Annotated in this window: 13 protein-coding genes; 4 read left to right on the top strand and 9 right to left on the bottom strand. The window is 64.6% G+C overall.

Translation table 11 applies throughout. The annotated features are described in order from the left end of the window. Both QX124_RS27245 and QX124_RS27250 read right to left on the bottom strand, forming a co-directional pair. The coding region (locus QX124_RS27245; protein WP_315798788.1) for an amidase at positions 1 to 1,436 on the bottom strand (1,436 nt) is incomplete at its 3' end. A 79-nt stretch (positions 1,437 to 1,515) separates the two neighbouring features. Further along, positions 1,516 to 3,201, bottom strand: coding sequence for an amidohydrolase (locus QX124_RS27250; RefSeq protein WP_315798789.1), 1,686 nt, complete (start codon positions 3,199 to 3,201; stop codon positions 1,516 to 1,518). A gap of 447 nt (positions 3,202 to 3,648) precedes the next feature. On the opposite strand from QX124_RS27250, the gene QX124_RS27255 reads away from it, so the two are divergent. Further along, entirely contained in the window at positions 3,649 to 3,942 is a 294-nt protein-coding gene (locus QX124_RS27255; RefSeq protein ID WP_315712445.1) for a GlsB/YeaQ/YmgE family stress response membrane protein, read from the top strand. Between the two features lie 245 nt (positions 3,943 to 4,187). On the opposite strand, the gene xth is transcribed toward QX124_RS27255, so the two are convergent. Then, on the bottom strand, positions 4,188 to 4,958 hold the full coding sequence (gene xth / locus QX124_RS27260) for an exodeoxyribonuclease III (RefSeq protein WP_315798790.1): 771 nt from the start codon (positions 4,956 to 4,958) through the stop codon (positions 4,188 to 4,190). A gap of 29 nt (positions 4,959 to 4,987) precedes the next feature. On the opposite strand from xth, the gene QX124_RS27265 reads away from it, so the two are divergent. After that, entirely contained in the window at positions 4,988 to 5,221 is a 234-nt protein-coding gene (locus QX124_RS27265; protein WP_315798791.1) for a cysteine rich repeat-containing protein, read from the top strand. Between the two features lie 79 nt (positions 5,222 to 5,300). On the opposite strand, the gene QX124_RS27270 is transcribed toward QX124_RS27265, so the two are convergent. Further along, on the bottom strand, positions 5,301 to 6,128 hold the full coding sequence (locus QX124_RS27270; protein ID WP_315798792.1) for a helix-turn-helix transcriptional regulator: 828 nt from the start codon (positions 6,126 to 6,128) through the stop codon (positions 5,301 to 5,303). A 91-nt stretch (positions 6,129 to 6,219) separates the two neighbouring features. Between QX124_RS27270 and QX124_RS27275 the strand changes: the two genes are divergently transcribed. Both QX124_RS27275 and QX124_RS27280 read left to right on the top strand, forming a co-directional pair. Continuing rightward, entirely contained in the window at positions 6,220 to 7,110 is an 891-nt protein-coding gene (locus tag QX124_RS27275; RefSeq protein ID WP_315798793.1) for an SDR family oxidoreductase, read from the top strand. Positions 7,111 to 7,334: 224 nt separating this feature from the next. After that, positions 7,335 to 7,895: a GNAT family protein gene (locus tag QX124_RS27280; RefSeq protein WP_315798794.1), complete on the top strand. Its 561-nt coding sequence runs from the start codon at positions 7,335 to 7,337 to the stop codon at positions 7,893 to 7,895. 48 nt (positions 7,896 to 7,943) lie between these two features. Here the strand turns inward: QX124_RS27280 and QX124_RS27285 are convergent, their stop codons facing one another. The 5 genes from QX124_RS27285 to QX124_RS27305 all read right to left on the bottom strand — a co-directional run bounded on the left by QX124_RS27285 (position 7,944) and on the right by QX124_RS27305 (position 15,218). Next, the gene (locus QX124_RS27285) at positions 7,944 to 8,657 is read right to left on the bottom strand and encodes a hypothetical protein (RefSeq protein WP_315798795.1); all 714 of its coding nucleotides are present in this window, start codon (positions 8,655 to 8,657) and stop codon (positions 7,944 to 7,946) included. Positions 8,658 to 9,348: 691 nt separating this feature from the next. Next, entirely contained in the window at positions 9,349 to 9,816 is a 468-nt protein-coding gene (locus QX124_RS27290) for a hypothetical protein (RefSeq protein WP_315798796.1), read from the bottom strand. Positions 9,817 to 10,581: 765 nt separating this feature from the next. Further along, a complete protein-coding gene (alr, locus tag QX124_RS27295) occupies positions 10,582 to 11,772 on the bottom strand; it encodes an alanine racemase (RefSeq protein ID WP_315798797.1) in 1,191 nt (396 codons plus the stop codon). Between the two features lie 45 nt (positions 11,773 to 11,817). Then, a complete protein-coding gene (locus QX124_RS27300) occupies positions 11,818 to 13,326 on the bottom strand; it encodes a replicative DNA helicase (RefSeq protein ID WP_315739390.1) in 1,509 nt (502 codons plus the stop codon). Between the two features lie 641 nt (positions 13,327 to 13,967). Continuing rightward, complete coding sequence (locus QX124_RS27305; protein WP_315739391.1) at positions 13,968 to 15,218, bottom strand: cyclopropane-fatty-acyl-phospholipid synthase family protein; 1,251 nt, start codon at positions 15,216 to 15,218, stop codon at positions 13,968 to 13,970. Positions 15,219 to 15,507: the final 289 nt, after the last annotated feature.

Here is a 15,507-nt window from a genome sequence, read left to right on the forward strand (position 1 = left end):
GACGCGAACTGGAACGTGTCGAGATCGGTGTAGGTCTGGCCGATCACCTGCATGCCCGAGGGCATGCGGTCCTCGACCACGCCGAGCGGGACATCGACGACCGGATAGCGGTTGAGCAGATTCCAGTGCCACGTCAGCGCCAAGCCCAGACCGGTGCCCACCCACGGGTCGACCTTGTTTTCCTTGCTCTTGAACATGTCGGCCCTGACCAGAGGCGTTGCCATGGTCGGCATGAGCAGGATGCGGTAGCCTTTGCCGAACACGCGCTGCTGCACCTGGCGGTGCAGCCGCTGCAGCAGCTCTTCGGCTTCTTCGGCCTGGCGCGGTCCGACCGCGCCGACCTGGTCGAGCATTTCGGTCATGTAGGGCGACAGCTGATCGCGATGCGCATTCGAGATCTCGATCGCAGTGCCGATGGACGTCGACATCAGCCCACGGATGAAGACCATCTTGTGGGCCTTCGTGAAGCCGCAGTCGACCTCGTCCACAGTGCACCCCGCGGCGCGCAGCGCCTCGATTCCTCTCAGCATCGCAGCCTTCACGGACGGTATGACGTCCGCAATGCCGGCGCCCCAATCCACGGCGATGCGCCACCCGGAAAGGCGCGGATAACGGGTGGGGTAGTCGAGGCGAGGGCGCATCGCGGCCATCACCCGCTCGGACGGACCGACGATCGCGTTCTGGAGGCGGACGAGGTCGTCGAAGCGCCGCGCCATCGGGCCCGAGGTCGAGAACGGGATTTCCCCACCAGCCACGCGTCCGAACGGCGGCCTGAAGCCATAGAGACCACATTGTGAGGCGGGAATTCGGATCGAGCCGCCCATGTCCGAGCCCATGGCGAGCGTCGTGAAGCCTGCGGCCAGCGCCGCGCCCGATCCCGCCGACGACCCGCCCGGAGAGTATTCGAGATTCCACGGATTGCGTGTCGTGCCCCAGGCGCGGGTGGACGCGCCGAGGAAGAGGTAGAATTCCGGCACGGTCGTCTGGAACGGCATGACTGCGCCGGCGGCCTCGAGCAAGTCGGTGATGGCCGAGTTTTCCGTTGCCGGCGGCGAATCCTTGTAGATGAGCGATCCCTGTGTCGTCCGCCAGCCGGTCCTGGAGAATTCGTCCTTGATGGCCACCGTGATCCCTTCGAGCGGCCGCGGATTGCCGCGCCGATACCGGTCTTCGGACTGCTTGGCCTCCTTCATCGCCTGGTCGAAGTGCGCGTAGGTGATACAATTGACCTTCGGGTTGTAGGCTTCGATCCGCTTGATCTGCGCCTTCAAGAGATCGACCGGCGACGCCTTGCGGGCCCGGAACATGGCGATGAGATCGGCGACCGACGCATAGCAGAGCGGATCGGCGGACTCGGCGCGCGCGGCCGGCAAATCGAGTCCGGACGCGACCAACGCCGCTCCCGCGCCTTTGATGAGCGTTCTTCTGTCAATCATATACGCCTCCGTATTTCCGGGAATCGGTCTGAGTTTGTCGATGTGGCCCTGAAGGTGACGGTCCGAGACGTCGCTGGATTCAGCTTCGCTGTTCATGCCTGACCTGACCGTTCATGACGGTCATCAGCACCTTTGTGTTGTGGATGTCGTGCGGGGCGACTTCGAACAGGTTTCTTTCAAGCACGATCAGATCGGCGAGCTTGCCGACCTCGATCGAACCGACCTTCTGGTCGAGCCCGAGCTGATAGGCCGGGCCCATGGTGGCGGCGCGGATCGCCTCTTCGAGGCTGATCCGCTCGTCGAGCGGCACCAAGGCCGGCTGATCCGGCTTGTTCAACTCCCGCCGCGTGGTCGCGATCTCGATCGCATCCAGCGGCTTGTAGGTGCTGTAATAGCCGGCGGCCGGCCAATCGGTGCCGAGCGAGATGTTGGCGCCATGACGCAGGATCGAGCCGGTGCGAAACGCCTGCTCGGCGCGCGCGCCGACGCGCGGCCGCATCACGCCCTGCCAATAGGCATCCGCCACCGACCATTGGGCGGAGAACTGCGCGGTGACGCCGAGCTTGGCGAAGCGCGGCAGATCGTCAGGCGAAACAAATATGAGATGCGCCAGCGTGTGCCGGCGATCGCGCGGCGGATTGACTTTGATCGCGGCTTCGAACGCGTCCAGCGACAGGCGGTTGGCGCGATCACCGTAGGAATGGATGTGAATATTGAGGCCCGCCCTGTCGGCGCGGCGGATGATGTCCTTGAACTGATCCGGCGGGACCAGCGTCTCGCCGCTCGTGCTCGGATCGTCGCTATAGGGGGCCAGCAATGCGGCGGTCCGTTGGGCTTCGCCGCCGTCGATGTTGAGCTTGAGAACGGGCGCCTGCACCAGTTCGGAATTGAAGCGTCGACGCAGGGCCTTCGCGATCGGCACGGGGTCGATCGCCGGATTGTTGTGGTAGGTCGATCCGACCACACGGAACGGCAGTTTTCCTTTGCGCTCCAGATCCTGATAGAGTTCGTAGCCTGTCTCCTCGGGCAGAACGAGCAGTCCGGCATCGAACACGCTGGTGATGCCGGCCGCCGACGCCTTCGGCAGCCACTGTGCGAGCGAGTCCGCAATATAGCCGGTCGTGAACGGCGAGACCGCGTTGAGGACCGGAAACATCGCCGGTGGCTCGACCAGATAGCCGGTCGGCTCTCCCGAGGCCGGGTCCCGCTCGAAGTAGCTGTAGCCGGGCAACGGATCCTTGGTCGCCTTGGTCACCTTGGCAATCGCCAGCGTCTTGGAATTGACCCAGGCTGAATGGCCATCGATCCCGACGAGAAAGACGGGCGTGTCCGGCCAGATCTGATCGAGATCCTCCTTGCGCGGGCCGGTCGGCGGAAAGGCGTTATAGCGCCAGCCGAAGCCGCGGACGATGCCGGCCTGGCCCAGCTTGGCGCGATAGGCCTTCAGGGCGTCGAGCATCTCCTCCCTTGTGTCGTATTGAAGATCGACACCCCGAGTCACGACAGCGCCCGCTATCGGATGGATGTGTCCTTCCACGAAACCGGGCAGCAGCATCCTGCCGGCGAGATCGACGACGCGGGTCTTGGGGCCGATGAAGGACCGGACGCCCGCGTCATCGCCGACATAGACGATGTGTTTTTGCATGACGGCGACCGTGCGGGCCCATTCCCGGCCGCCGTTCACGGTGTAGACCGGGCCGTTGCGAAACACGATGTCGGCCTTGCCGCCGCCGGTTCGCGCCTCGGCGTTTGTCGGAGCGGACACCGAGGCAACGCCGGCCGCAGCGAACGCCGCGCCTGTCTGCAGGAGCTGGCGTCGTGACGGCTCGGCCTCGTTGACGGAGTCAAAATCAGGCTTGAGCAAACCACGAAATCTTGCCCAGTTGCATGCGATGCACATACATTCACCCTTGCACGCTCTGCGGGAACCGCATTCTTCCCGATTCCGAGGATTGTATGAACTCGGGGGAACTACGTAGCCCTTTGCGTGCGAAGCGTTCGCATGAGCTGCGCGTGTTCGAGACGATTAGATTCGAATGACTATCATTTCGGTGGACGCCGGCCTGCGCATCGACCAGCTTGCGATTGGGTTACGAACTCATCCGAGCTGCAGAGTTCAGTTGATGGCAACGAAATCGATGTAACCTGCAAGTGCACGATTCTGGCCGTAATGCTCCAACCGAGGGGTAACGGCAGACCGACGGAGTGAAGAATGTTCACACTGGCACATGCAGGGACTTGGCTCGTCGTCGGCTTGATTGGCGGCGGCCTTGCCGGAATCCTGGTGAAGCGCCGCCGAGCAGGTTTCGGGCTTCTGACCAACATCGGATTGGGATGCGTCGGCGCCCTCATTGGTGGTGTCCTGTTCAACCTGTTTGGGCTGTTTCCAGGCATGGGCAGCATCGTCATTTCGCTGCGCGACGTCGTCGCGGCGTTCGTCGGCTCGCTTGTCCTGCTGGCGGCAATCTGGTTGTGGGGCGCGGCTCGCGAACGGAGTCCGCGCTGACCGCAGGCGGTCGACAGCCGGAGTGACGCGCGGTCTCCGCCCGCCAGTCGCGCGGGCGGATGCCGAAGCCCATGAGCTGTGCTTCTCCGATCCGGCGCGGCTCGCGCACGCGATCATGGATGCGGGACGGGCCTGACGGCGCGCGGCGTAACGCTCCCAGTCGACGTCACATTCACCGGGGCGCGATCGGCCAGAGTGATCTCCGATGAACGCAGCTCGGCGGGGTACCCTTCTCGACCTTCGGACTATTTCAGCACGATCCAGGCCGGCGCGTGATCGCTGGCGCCGTCCTCGCCGCGGATGAAGCGGTCGACGCCGGCCTTGCTAAGGCGCGGCGCGAGTTTCGGGCTCAGCAGCAGGTGATCGAGCCGCAGGCCGGCGTCGCGCGGCCAGCGGTTGCGCTTGTAGTCCCAGAAGGTGAACATCGGCGCCTCCGGATGCAGGGTGCGGATCGCGTCGCACCAGCCTTGATCGACCAGCGTCTTGTAGGCGGCGCGGCTCTTCGGCTGAACCAGCGCATCCTTGTCCCATGACTTCGTCGGGTAGATGTCGAGCGTATCAGGCGCGACATTGTAGTCGCCGGCGAGCACGACCGGAAGGTCGTCCTTGATGAAATCAGCCGCGTGCTTGTGCAGCCGCTTGAACCAGGCGAGCTTGTGGTCGAATTTCGGTCCCGGCTGCGGATTGCCGTTCGGCAAGTAGATGCAGCCGACGACGATGCCGCGCACGGCGGCCTCGATGTAGCGCGCCTCGCGATCCCTGATATCGCCGGGCAGGGCAGTGCGCGTCAGCACCGGCTCGGCCTTGCGGGCGAGGATCGCGACCCCATTCCAGGTCTTCTGCCCCTGCCACACCGCGCTGTAGCCGGCCTTGGCGATCTCATCGACGGGGAAATCGGCCTGGGTGCATTTCAGCTCCTGCAGGCAGACGACGTCGGGCCTGGCCGCGCCCAGCCAGCGCAGCAGGTTGGGGAGACGCCGCCGGACATTGTTGATGTTGAAGGTCGCGATCTTCATGATGCCCGTTGCATTGAGGGGAAGGCCTGATGTCCAAGCTCGCAATCGCCATTTTGTTCACGCTGTTGCTGGGCCTTGCGGATGCGGCCCGCGCGCAGCTGCTGCCGACCGACGAGCAGCGCGCCGCGTGTCAGGTCGACTACGCGAGGTTCTGCAGCGATGTGCTCCCCGGCGGCGGCCGCATCATCGCCTGCCTGACGCGCAACTATGCCCAGCTCGCCGACGCCTGCAAGAAGGTGCTCGACGCCGCGAAGAAGGACTAGCCGCGGGGACGTCGCGCTTCCGCGCATCCCCCGGTCGACGCTGGCGAGCGAGGCGCGCGAGCCGAGTGCGGTTGTGTGGCTATTTCGGTCGTGACGTCACGAGCGCGCGGATCTTGTCCGCATCCGCCGGCGTCGCGGGATTGTAGATCACCATGGTGAGGTCGGGCCGGCCATCGACGGCGAAGCCCGAAAATTCCAGCGAGAGCGATCCGGCGATGGGATGCTGCAGGACCTTCACGCCATCGCCATGCCGTCCCTGCACGTCGTTGTCGCGCCACATCGCCGCAAATTCCGGGCTCGTCGCGCAGAGCTCATCGACCAGCGACTGGACATTGCGGGCCGCACCGGCGCGCGCCACGTCGGCGCGGAAGGACGCGACCACATAGCGCGCCACGGCCTGCCAGTTGGGCTGTGCTGCGCGGACACGGCTGTCGTGGAACATCATGCGCAGAACATTGCGCTGGTCCTCCGGCAGGGTGCTGTAGTCGGTGAGGACAGCCGCAGCCGCCCTGTTCCAGGCGAGGATGTCCCATGTCGCCGTGCGAACGAAGGCGGGACTGTATTCCAGCGTGTCGAGCACGCGTTGGAGACGGGGTGAGATGCCGTCGATCGCGTGATAGCGGGCTTCGGGTGGCCGGCCGAGACCGAGCAGGAACAGATGCTCGCGCTCGGCGTCGGTCAGCATCATGGCGCGAGCGATGCGGTCAAGCACGTCGGCGGATGGGGCGCCGCCGCGCCCTTGCTCGAGCCAGGTGTACCAGGTGGCGCTCACATTGGCGCGCTGCGCCACCTCTTCGCGCCGAAGCCCCGGCGTTCGCCGCCGCTGCAGCGGCAGGCCGAAGGCGGTCGGATCGAGCCTGGCGCGGCGGTCCCTGAGATAGGTCCCGAGAGGGTTAGCGTCCGTCATCCTGTTAGCGATTATACCCGTATAAAGTCACGACTTTACCCGCATGAGCAGCCTAGCAATATCCCGGCGGTCTGAACAGGGAGTGTGTCTCATGCGCGTATTCGTCACCGGCGCCGCCGGATTCATCGGCTCCGAAACCACCAGGGAGCTGATCGCCGCCGGGCATCAGGTCATCGGCCTCGCGCGCTCCGCCGAGAACGTCCGCACGCTCGAGCAACTGGGCGCGCAGGTTCATCGCGGCTCGCTGCAGGACCTCGACAGCCTGAAGCGCGGCGCGAGGGATGCCGACGGCGTGATCCATCTCGCCTTCATCCACGACTTCGCGAAATTCGCGGAGAACGGCGCCATCGACAAGGCGGCGATCGAAGCCATGGGCGACGTGCTGGCCGGTACCAACAAGCCGTTCATCGTCACCTCCGGAACGGGGCTCGTTGCGGCCAACGTGGTGGTCACCGAAGACATGCGGCGCGAGTCGTCAGCGCATGTCCCGCGCGTGTCCGAGCAGGCCGGCCTGGCCTATGCATCGCGTGGCGTGCGCGCGATGGCGATCCGCCTGCCGCAGGTGCACGGCGCCCCCGGAAAGGCCGGGCTGATCTCTTATCTCGTCGAGCTCGCACGTCAGAAGGGCCGCGCCGCCTATGTCGGCGAAGGCACCGAGCGCTGGGCCGCGGCGCACCGATCGGATGTCGCCCGCATCTACCGGCTCGCCCTGGAGAAGGGCGTGGCAGACGCGATCTACCACGCCGTCGGCGAGGAAGGCGTCGCGATGCGTGAGGTCATCGAGGTGATCGGTCGCGCGCTGAACGTGCCGGTCGTTTCGATAGGTAAGGAGGAGGCGGGCGACTACTATGGACCACTGGCGATGTTCGCGGGCCTGCACATGCCGGCCTCCAGCGCCCTGACACAGCAGCGCCTGGGCTGGAGACCGGACGGGATCGGCCTGATCGCCGACATCGGCCAGCCGGGTTACTTCAAGGCGTGAGCGGCGGCCGCGAACGTGGGAAGTGCACGAGCGAAGCGCAGGGTCGCGCGAGTCTTGTGCACTGCCACCGGCCTCATGCGATCGGCACGACGCCGGCACTGTGTCGTCCGCGCGCCCCGCAATGACGGCGACGCGGAGATTGGGGCCTTCGGGCGCGAGGCGACTGAACGTAGCGCTCCTGCCGTCATCGCTGCTAGTCTGGTTCATCCCTGCATGAGCCCGCCATGGCAAAACAGCCCATCCCGCACCCGATCCTCTCGACCGCCCGCCTGCGACTGCGACAGTTCGATCCCGATGACACCGAAGCAATGCACCGGTGCTTCAGCGATCCGGATGCGATGCGCTTCTGGAATCATCCGGTTCACACCAAACGGATCGAGAGCGAACGTGCCGTCCGCCGGTTCATCGATTGTACGCCGTCCTACTACCGGTTCTGGGCGGTGGCAGAAGCCGAGACCGACCGCTGCATCGGCATGGTGAACTATCACGACGGTCACATGCGTGCGAAGCGCGTCACGATCGGCTACATCGTCGATCCTGCCCGGCAGCGCGATGGCATCGCCACCGAGGCGGTCGGTGCGATGCTCGATTTCTGCTTCGGCGAGCTCGGCCTGCACCGCGCGCAGGCGCTGATCCATCCCGACAACGCCGCGTCGCGCAAACTGGCCGAGAAGCTCGGCTTCCGCTGCGAGGGCCGGCTGCGCGACCACCTGCGCGTCGGCGGCGAATGGCGCGATGACATGCTGTATGCGTTGCTGAAGACCGATCCGCGCGGGTGGGGATGAGGGGGGGCCCGCCGGTGAAGCTTCGCTGTGCTCAATCAACGCGCCGCATCATTCCGCGGATGGCGGCCGATGGCTCGATTGAAGCTCCGAGCTTGGGACGTCGCCGTCTTCCGATGCTGTTGAGACATGCGACATGTCAACCTCCTCCTCATCCGCAGACGGGGAGGGTGGTGGGGATGGATCCTCGTCGCGATGGCCGCGAATACGCCGGTGCAGTTTTTCGCCCTGGTCGAAGATGATGTTGAGCAGCCAGCCTGCGATGGGGCGCGCGATCGCACGGAACGATCTGGCAATGATGAAGCCGCCTTTGACGTTTTCAATCGGAAAGGCCAGTGCGTTGACCAGCGTGTCGGCGGTGACGTGCCGGTAGTTGTCCGCCAGATGCTCGGAGTTCATCAGCATCTGGATGGCAGGCTTGTCGCTCTCATCGTTGAACAGGATCTTGGAAAAGAATTTGCCGTCCGAGCCGGTCAGCTCATTGGCGGCCGCCGCTGCGACCGGATGCAGGCGCACCAAACTCGCCTCGGTTTCCTTGCGGTAGTGGACAGCCAGCGTGAGCTCGCCCATCTGCACCGCAGCCAGCAACGTGTTGAGATAGTCGGCATCGACCTCGGGTCTGTCGAAACTGACGCCCGGAACCTTTTCAATGATATCGAGGATGCGACCGAGATCCGCCGCCGCTGCGGCGCGGGTCGCAAGACTGGCGGCGAGATCGGCAATCGCCCTGGAGGCGCTCGCGAACTGTCCGCCGACGCTTTTCACTGCACCCGAGGCGATGTCTTTGAGTTTCTAGAACACGCCCAATTCCCTCGTGAGCGTCCAGCATAGCGTAGAATTGGCGGATCAATGCGTCAATTTGTGCTCGGAGCGGGTATTGGACGTCCCGCCGCCTACGTCGCAACGCCACCTCTCCCGAAGGGATGTTGAGTGGCTTGAGACGACCTGTGCCGGGGCACCTGGCTTTCCAGTCGCAGGCTGGCTTCGCTCTGATCCGATGGGGACGTCGCAATTGAAGGGCGATGGAGCAGGGTCTAGTCCGGTGATGCTGCGTCGCGTGCAGCCATCAGCATCTGCTCGACGATCGCATCGAATTCTTCCTTAGCAATAGGATCTCTTGCAGCATGTCGTCGTGCGATTTTCGATACGGCTCCCACCAATGGTGGTGAAGCCCTGCCTTGCGGAGAATCCGGGCCGCTGCCTCTACTTCTGCCAATGAAGGACGCCACACTGTCTACCACCTCCTAAGCCGCGTAGTGGCGCTTCCATATCAGAAAAGCTTCCACATCAGATAACCCAACATGTCTCCTGAATCGAGGCGAAGTCGCCTTGGACTACGGTGCATGGAACTTGTTCTACAAGGCTCGTCGCTGGGTCAGGCTCACGAAGAGCATTGTTTGCCACGGCCGCAGTGCCGATTGTCGCTGCGCTCATCCGGGCAAAGCTTGTTGCAATATCAGGGTAGGTCTGGACAGCCGTCGCGTAGTTTTATCGGTTGAAACTGCCGCGTCACTCCGAGAAGCGTCGAGTCCCGCAGGTTGAACAGGAAGCTGACGCCGGTCTGACCAGGTGCCTGTTGCGGCGATGGCGGATCGCGGAATTCGACCTGAACATAGTGGGGCACGATTGTTTCGTCATGATACCAGGAGCCTGTCAGAAACATTTGGCGACGAGAGCCCTTGGCGACCAGCTGCAGCAGACAGGGTTGGATGCGGGTTTCTCGCCCGGACGAAAGGAAGCTCAATCCCTGCAAGGCTCCCGCGTTGCCATTCGAGAAGACAAGGTGCAGACGCGTCGTCTGATAGTCAGGCGGCAGCCCCGGGATCGTGCCATCGGTGCCGAGCGAAAGGATGACGTCTTGATGCGAGAGAGCTGCTGTGGTGGCGAGCATGACGGTCGCGACAAGAACCATTATGCGTTTCATGGCGAGGCGCTCGTTTTGTGGAGGTGGCAAGTCCGCGGCTCTTCTATCACAAGAAGTAGCTATCACAGATCGCGGGATCGATCAGCCGATCTGCTCTGGAGCATGCGCCGATAAAGGAATTTCGCCAGCAATCTCAATGCGACTCACCCTGTCCAGTCCGCGCACGAAAAATATCCGACTTCCGTTTATCAGAAAATTATGGTTCACTCCCTCCGTCCCGCCTCGGCACGAGGGGCGTATCGCGATCGTCACGGCACGCGGGGTGGGATGCGGTGGGCGCTTTGGGTCGCAGCATGGCTGATGCTGTGCGGACGAACGGCTTTAGGCGCACGTTGAAAACGTATGGTCCTGGCATCCCGACGCTGATGCTACGCCGGTGGTGATGATGATCCGCCGGTCACGGGGGCAAGACAGCCCGGTCCCCGGGGAGAGTACGCATAAGACCTAAAGCCATCGCGCAGGGAATGCCGGTTGACCGGCTGGACCTGTGGTGACTGCCGCCTGCTTTTTTTCTGCAGGCGGGCCATGGGTTGCGGCCAGCACCCGGCATTCCCTGCGCCCTCGTCTATCGAGAGGGTGAAATGAGATGCAAGCCTCGGGCGTTACATGCCGCGAGAACGATGGCTCATGTCAGTTCGCCGTCATTGCGAGCGCAGCGAAGCAATCCAGGGTGGTGTGCGGGATTCTGGATTGCTTCGCTGCGCTCGCAATGACGATGTGGCAGCAGCTGTGTGCACGTCAGACAGAGAGCGTTGCTGCGCGCGATCAGCTTTCCGCTGTCGCCGCGCCGCCCTTGTAGATGCGACAATAGCGCCGGCCGAGATTGGTCAGGACTTCGTAGCCGATGGTGCCGAAATGATGCGCGAGCTCGTCGACGGTGATGCCCTCGCCGAGCAGCGTGGCGAAGTGGCCGCGGCGGGCGGCCTTCGGCGGCAAGTCGGTGACATCCACCGCGATCAGGTCCATCGAGATGCGTCCGGCGATCGGGCAGCGTTGGCCGGCGATGATGACGTCGGCGCCGCGGGTGCCGTCGTTGGAGCTCGCCGCGCGGAAATAGCCGTCGGCATAGCCGGCGGAGAGGATCGCGATCTTCGTCGGGCGGCGCGCCGTCCAGGTGCCGCCATAGCCGACCGTGTCGCCGCGCGCGAGGTCGCGCAACTGCACGATGCGCGCTCTTATCTCGGCGACCGGCTGCATCGGATTGTCGGCCTCCGGCGTCGGGTTGACGCCGTAGAGCGCTGCACCGGGCCGCACCATGTCGAACTGGAAGGCGGCGCCGAGGAAGATGCCGGAGGAGGCGGCAAGCGCGGCGGGCACGCCGGTGAAGACGCTGGCGACCTCGCGGAATGTCGCGAGCTGGCGCGCGTTCGAGGGGCTGTTGATCTGCTCGGCCGAGGCCAGATGGCTCATCACCAGCGTGATGCCGTGGTCGCCGCTCTGGATGCGCGGGATCATGCCCTGCGCATCGATCGGGGTGAGGCCGAGCCGGTTCATGCCGGTGTCGACATGAACGGCGGCGCCGCCCTTCCAGCCGGTGCGGCGGCAGAAGATGTCCCATTCGGCGAACTCGTTGAGCTCGCCAATGACCGGGCGGCAGTTGATCGCGGCGTAGTCGTCGCCGGTGTTCTGGAAGAAGCCGTCGAGCACGTAGAGCGCGGCCGTGTCGGGCAGGGCCGCGCGGGCGACCTTGGCCTCGGCGAGCGTCGCGACGAAGAAGGTCTTGCAGCCGGCGGCCGCGAGCGTGCGCGCCACCTGCGGGATGCCGCAGCCATAGGCGTCGGCCTTGATCACGCCGGCGCATTCGGCCGGCACCGCGGTCTTTTCCAGCTTGCGCCAATTGGCGGCGAGCGCGTCGAGATCGATCGTCAGCACGCCGGTGGCGCTGGCCGGCACCTGGACCTCCTCAGGACCGGGGGCGGGCTGATCAGCGGCGGGTTTCAGATCGGGAACGCTCATGTCGCGCTTTTACGCGGTGCAGCGTCCCGGTTCAACAGCACACGGTCAATAGTCGTGATGCTGCGGCGGCAGGCCGTCATGGGCGAGGTCGCCGAAGCGCGTGACCGAGGCGTCGAAGTGCAATTCAACCGTGCCGGTCGGACCGTGGCGCTGCTTGCCGATGATCACCTCGGCCTTGCCGAGCGCCAGATCCATTTCCATCTGCCACTTCTGGTGCTCCTCGGTGCCGGGGCGTGGCTCCTTGGCGGCGAGGTAGTACTCGCCGCGATACACGAACAGCACCACGTCGGCGTCCTGCTCGATCGAGCCGGATTCACGCAGGTCCGACAGCTGCGGCCGCTTGTCCTCGCGATTCTCGACCTGACGCGACAGCTGCGACAGCGCGATGATGGGAACGCTGAGCTCCTTGGCCAGCGCCTTCAGGCTGGTGGTGATCTCGGTGATTTCCTGCACGCGGTTGTCGTTGCCGCGTTTGCCCGAGCCCGACAGCAGCTGGATGTAGTCGATCACCAGGAGGTCGAGGCCCTTCTGGCGCTTCAGACGGCGGGCGCGCGCCATCACCTGGGCGATCGAGATGCCGCCGGTTTCGTCGACATAGAACGGCAGCGACTGCAGCTCGATCGAGCATTCGCGCAGCTTCTCGAAATCGGCCTCGGTGATGCCGCCGCGGCGGATGTGGCTCGACGGAATGCCGCTGCGCTCGGCGATGATACGGGTGGCGAGCTGCTCGCCGCTCATTTCGCAGGAGAAGAACCCGACCACGCCGCCCTGGGCGGCCCGGTAGGTGCCGTCGGGCTGCAATTCGGGAACATAGGCCTGGGCGACGTTGTAGGCGATGTTGGTGGCGAGCGAGGTCTTGCCCATGCCGGGACGGCCGGCGAGGATGATCAAGTCCGAATGCTGCAGGCCGCCCATCTTGGCGTCCAGATCGCGCAGGCCGGTGGATATGCCGGACAGCTTGCCGTCGCGCTGGAAGGCCTTGGCGGCCATGTCGAGCGCGGTCGTCAGCGCCTGGGAGAATTTCTGGAACCCGCCGTCGTAGCGGCCGGACTCGGCGAGCTCGTACAGCCGGCGCTCGGCGTCCTCGATCTGGTTGCGCGGCGCGAAGTCGACCGGCGCGTCGTAGGCGACGTTGACCATGTCCTCGCCGATGCCGATCAGATCGCGGCGCAACGACAGGTCGTAGATGGTGCGGCCATAGTCCTGGGCGTTGATGATCGTGGTCGCTTCGGCCGCGAGCCGCGCCAGATACTGCCCGACGGTCATGCCGCCGATGTCGACGTCGGCGGGCAGGAACGTCTTCAAGGTCACCGGCGTCGCGACCTTGCCCATCCGGATCAGGCTGGACGCGGTCTCGAACACGGTCTGGTGCAGCGGCTCGAAGAAATGCTTCGGCTCGAGGAAGTCCGACACGCGATAGAACGCGTCGTTGTTGACCAGGATCGCGCCGAGCAGACCCTGTTCCGCCTCGATGTTGTGAGGAGCGCTGCGATAGGCCGGCGTTGCTGCGTCAGTCGGCGCCAGCTTGTGAACGTTCGAATCGGTGAGTGCCATGACCGCGTGTTTAGCAGCTTTGAAGAGGAGGGGATAAAGCGCCAGTCGCGCGCGAAGCGGAAGCGAAAGCTGAGCGCTATTCACCGTCCGGTAAATCTGGTGGATGAATCCGGACTCGCCAGATGTCGCGCTTGACGGAACCGGCGGGACTCAACGCCGCGCAGGCGGGAGCGACGCGCCGCTGCAATCAGGGAACGCGATCGTTCGACAGTTCTGCGATATGGGAACGGGAGCCGGCACGCCCAGGCGCGCCACGGCCGCCAGCGGATCCGCGCGGGACGTCAGACCAGCAGCAGATAGAGGAGGGCGAGGAGGGAGGCACCCACGCCGGCGGCAATCAGCGCGTAGTCGGTGCTGAAGTCGGTCTGCGGTTCCAACATGGCTCTGGTGGGGCTCTGGGACATGCGGGGACACTACGGCCAGGCTTTCCCGGGGTCTGTGAGCCAGTTCACAGACCGCACGATTTGTTTGAAAATTTGAGTCGGATGGGCATGATCTCGCGCGCGAGACGCAACCTGTCCACCGCGCGTCTCAAAATTGAACCCGAGCCCGGCGGGGCGCTGCCGAGCGAATGCGGGCATCCGTCTCTGCAAGACCATCGCACTGACGCCGCCCTCCGCTGTCGTCCCGGGCCGCGCGCGCTACTCCCCTGCCATCCGCAGCGCCGGACGGCTGCCGCGCTCGCGCGCCCGCAGCCGCGTCTCCTCACGGGGAATGTAGTCGCGCGTCATCGGCACGATGCCCTGGCGCTTCGTCAGCTGGATCTGGACATTCATCAGGTTCTGCTTGCGGAACGCCATCTCCGATATCGCCAGGTAGAACTCCCACATCCGCGCGAAGCGCTCGTCATAGAGCTGCACGGCCTCGTCGCGCCGGGCCATGAAGCGTTCGCGCCACGCCTTCAGGGTCTCCGCGTAGTGCAGCCGCAGGATCTCGATGTCGCAGACGAGCAGCCCGGCGCGCTCGATCGCCGGCAGCACCTCCGAGAGGGCTGGGATGTAACCGCCGGGGAAGATGTATTTGGCGATCCATGGATTGGTCGCATCCGGCCCCCCGGAGCGTCCGATCGAATGCAGCAGCATGACGCCGTCGTCCGCGAGCAGCTCGGCGCAGCGGCGAAAGAAGGTGTCGTAGAAGGCGACCCCGACATGCTCGAACATGCCGACCGAGACGATGCGGTCGAAGGTGCCGGGCACGTCGCGATAATCCTGCAGCAGGAAGCGGGCGGAGGCGGAGAGGCTACGTTCGGCCGCGCGGGCTTCGGCGACCTGCAACTGCTCGGCCGACAACGTCACGCCGGTCACGTCGGCATCACACATCTCAGCCAGGTAAAGTCCAAGCCCGCCCCAGCCGCAGCCGATGTCGAGGATGCGATGGCGGCGGCCGATCAGCAGCTTGGCCGCCAGATGACGTTTCTTGGCGAGCTGGGCGTCGTCCAGCGTCGCGTCCGGCGTCTCGAAATAGGCGCAGGAATATTGCCGGTCGGCATCGAGGAACAGCGAATACAGCCGGCCGTCGAGATCGTAATGATGGGCGACGTTGCGGCGCGCGCGTCCCCTGACGTTGAGCTGGCGCAGATGGCGGGCCAGGTAGCGCAGCCACCATTGCGGTTTTGCCCAGTCGGGCACCACGGCCGGCTGGCTCATCACGATCGACAGCAGATCCGCGATCGATCCCCGTTCGACCACGAACGAGCCGTCCATATAGATCTCGCCGAGCGCGAGCTCGGGATTGGCCAGAAGCCGGCGCTCGGCTTCATGGGTCAGGAATCGTGCTGCCACGGGAACACCGGTTCCATCCCCGCAGCTGAACGTCGTGCCGCTGGCGGTCGTAAAGCTGATCGACCCACGGCAAATGAAGCTACTCAACAGACTTCGCAGCAAACGGTCCATCCACACCACCCAACGAGCCATCCCGTGAGTTGTTGACTTTCCCGGCCGTCGCACTCGACGCGTTGAGAACCGATTGGTTCCCTATCATCACCTTGTTATGTTACCCAGCGGGCACAAGCCGACGCCACTGCCATGAACACAAAGCCGATATTCCGTCATGTCATTGATCGATGGACATCTCAGCGCAGGAACATCTGTGCGCTTTCATTCGCTCCGCAATCCGTTAAAAAGGCCGCGGCCGCCGGCCTTTTGGCCGGTGTCCGGCAACTGACCGCCGGACGAGGTCTGA

The sequence above is a fragment of the Bradyrhizobium sp. SZCCHNRI3043 genome (assembly GCF_032377735.1).
In the GTDB taxonomy this organism is placed as follows: domain Bacteria; phylum Pseudomonadota; class Alphaproteobacteria; order Rhizobiales; family Xanthobacteraceae; genus Bradyrhizobium.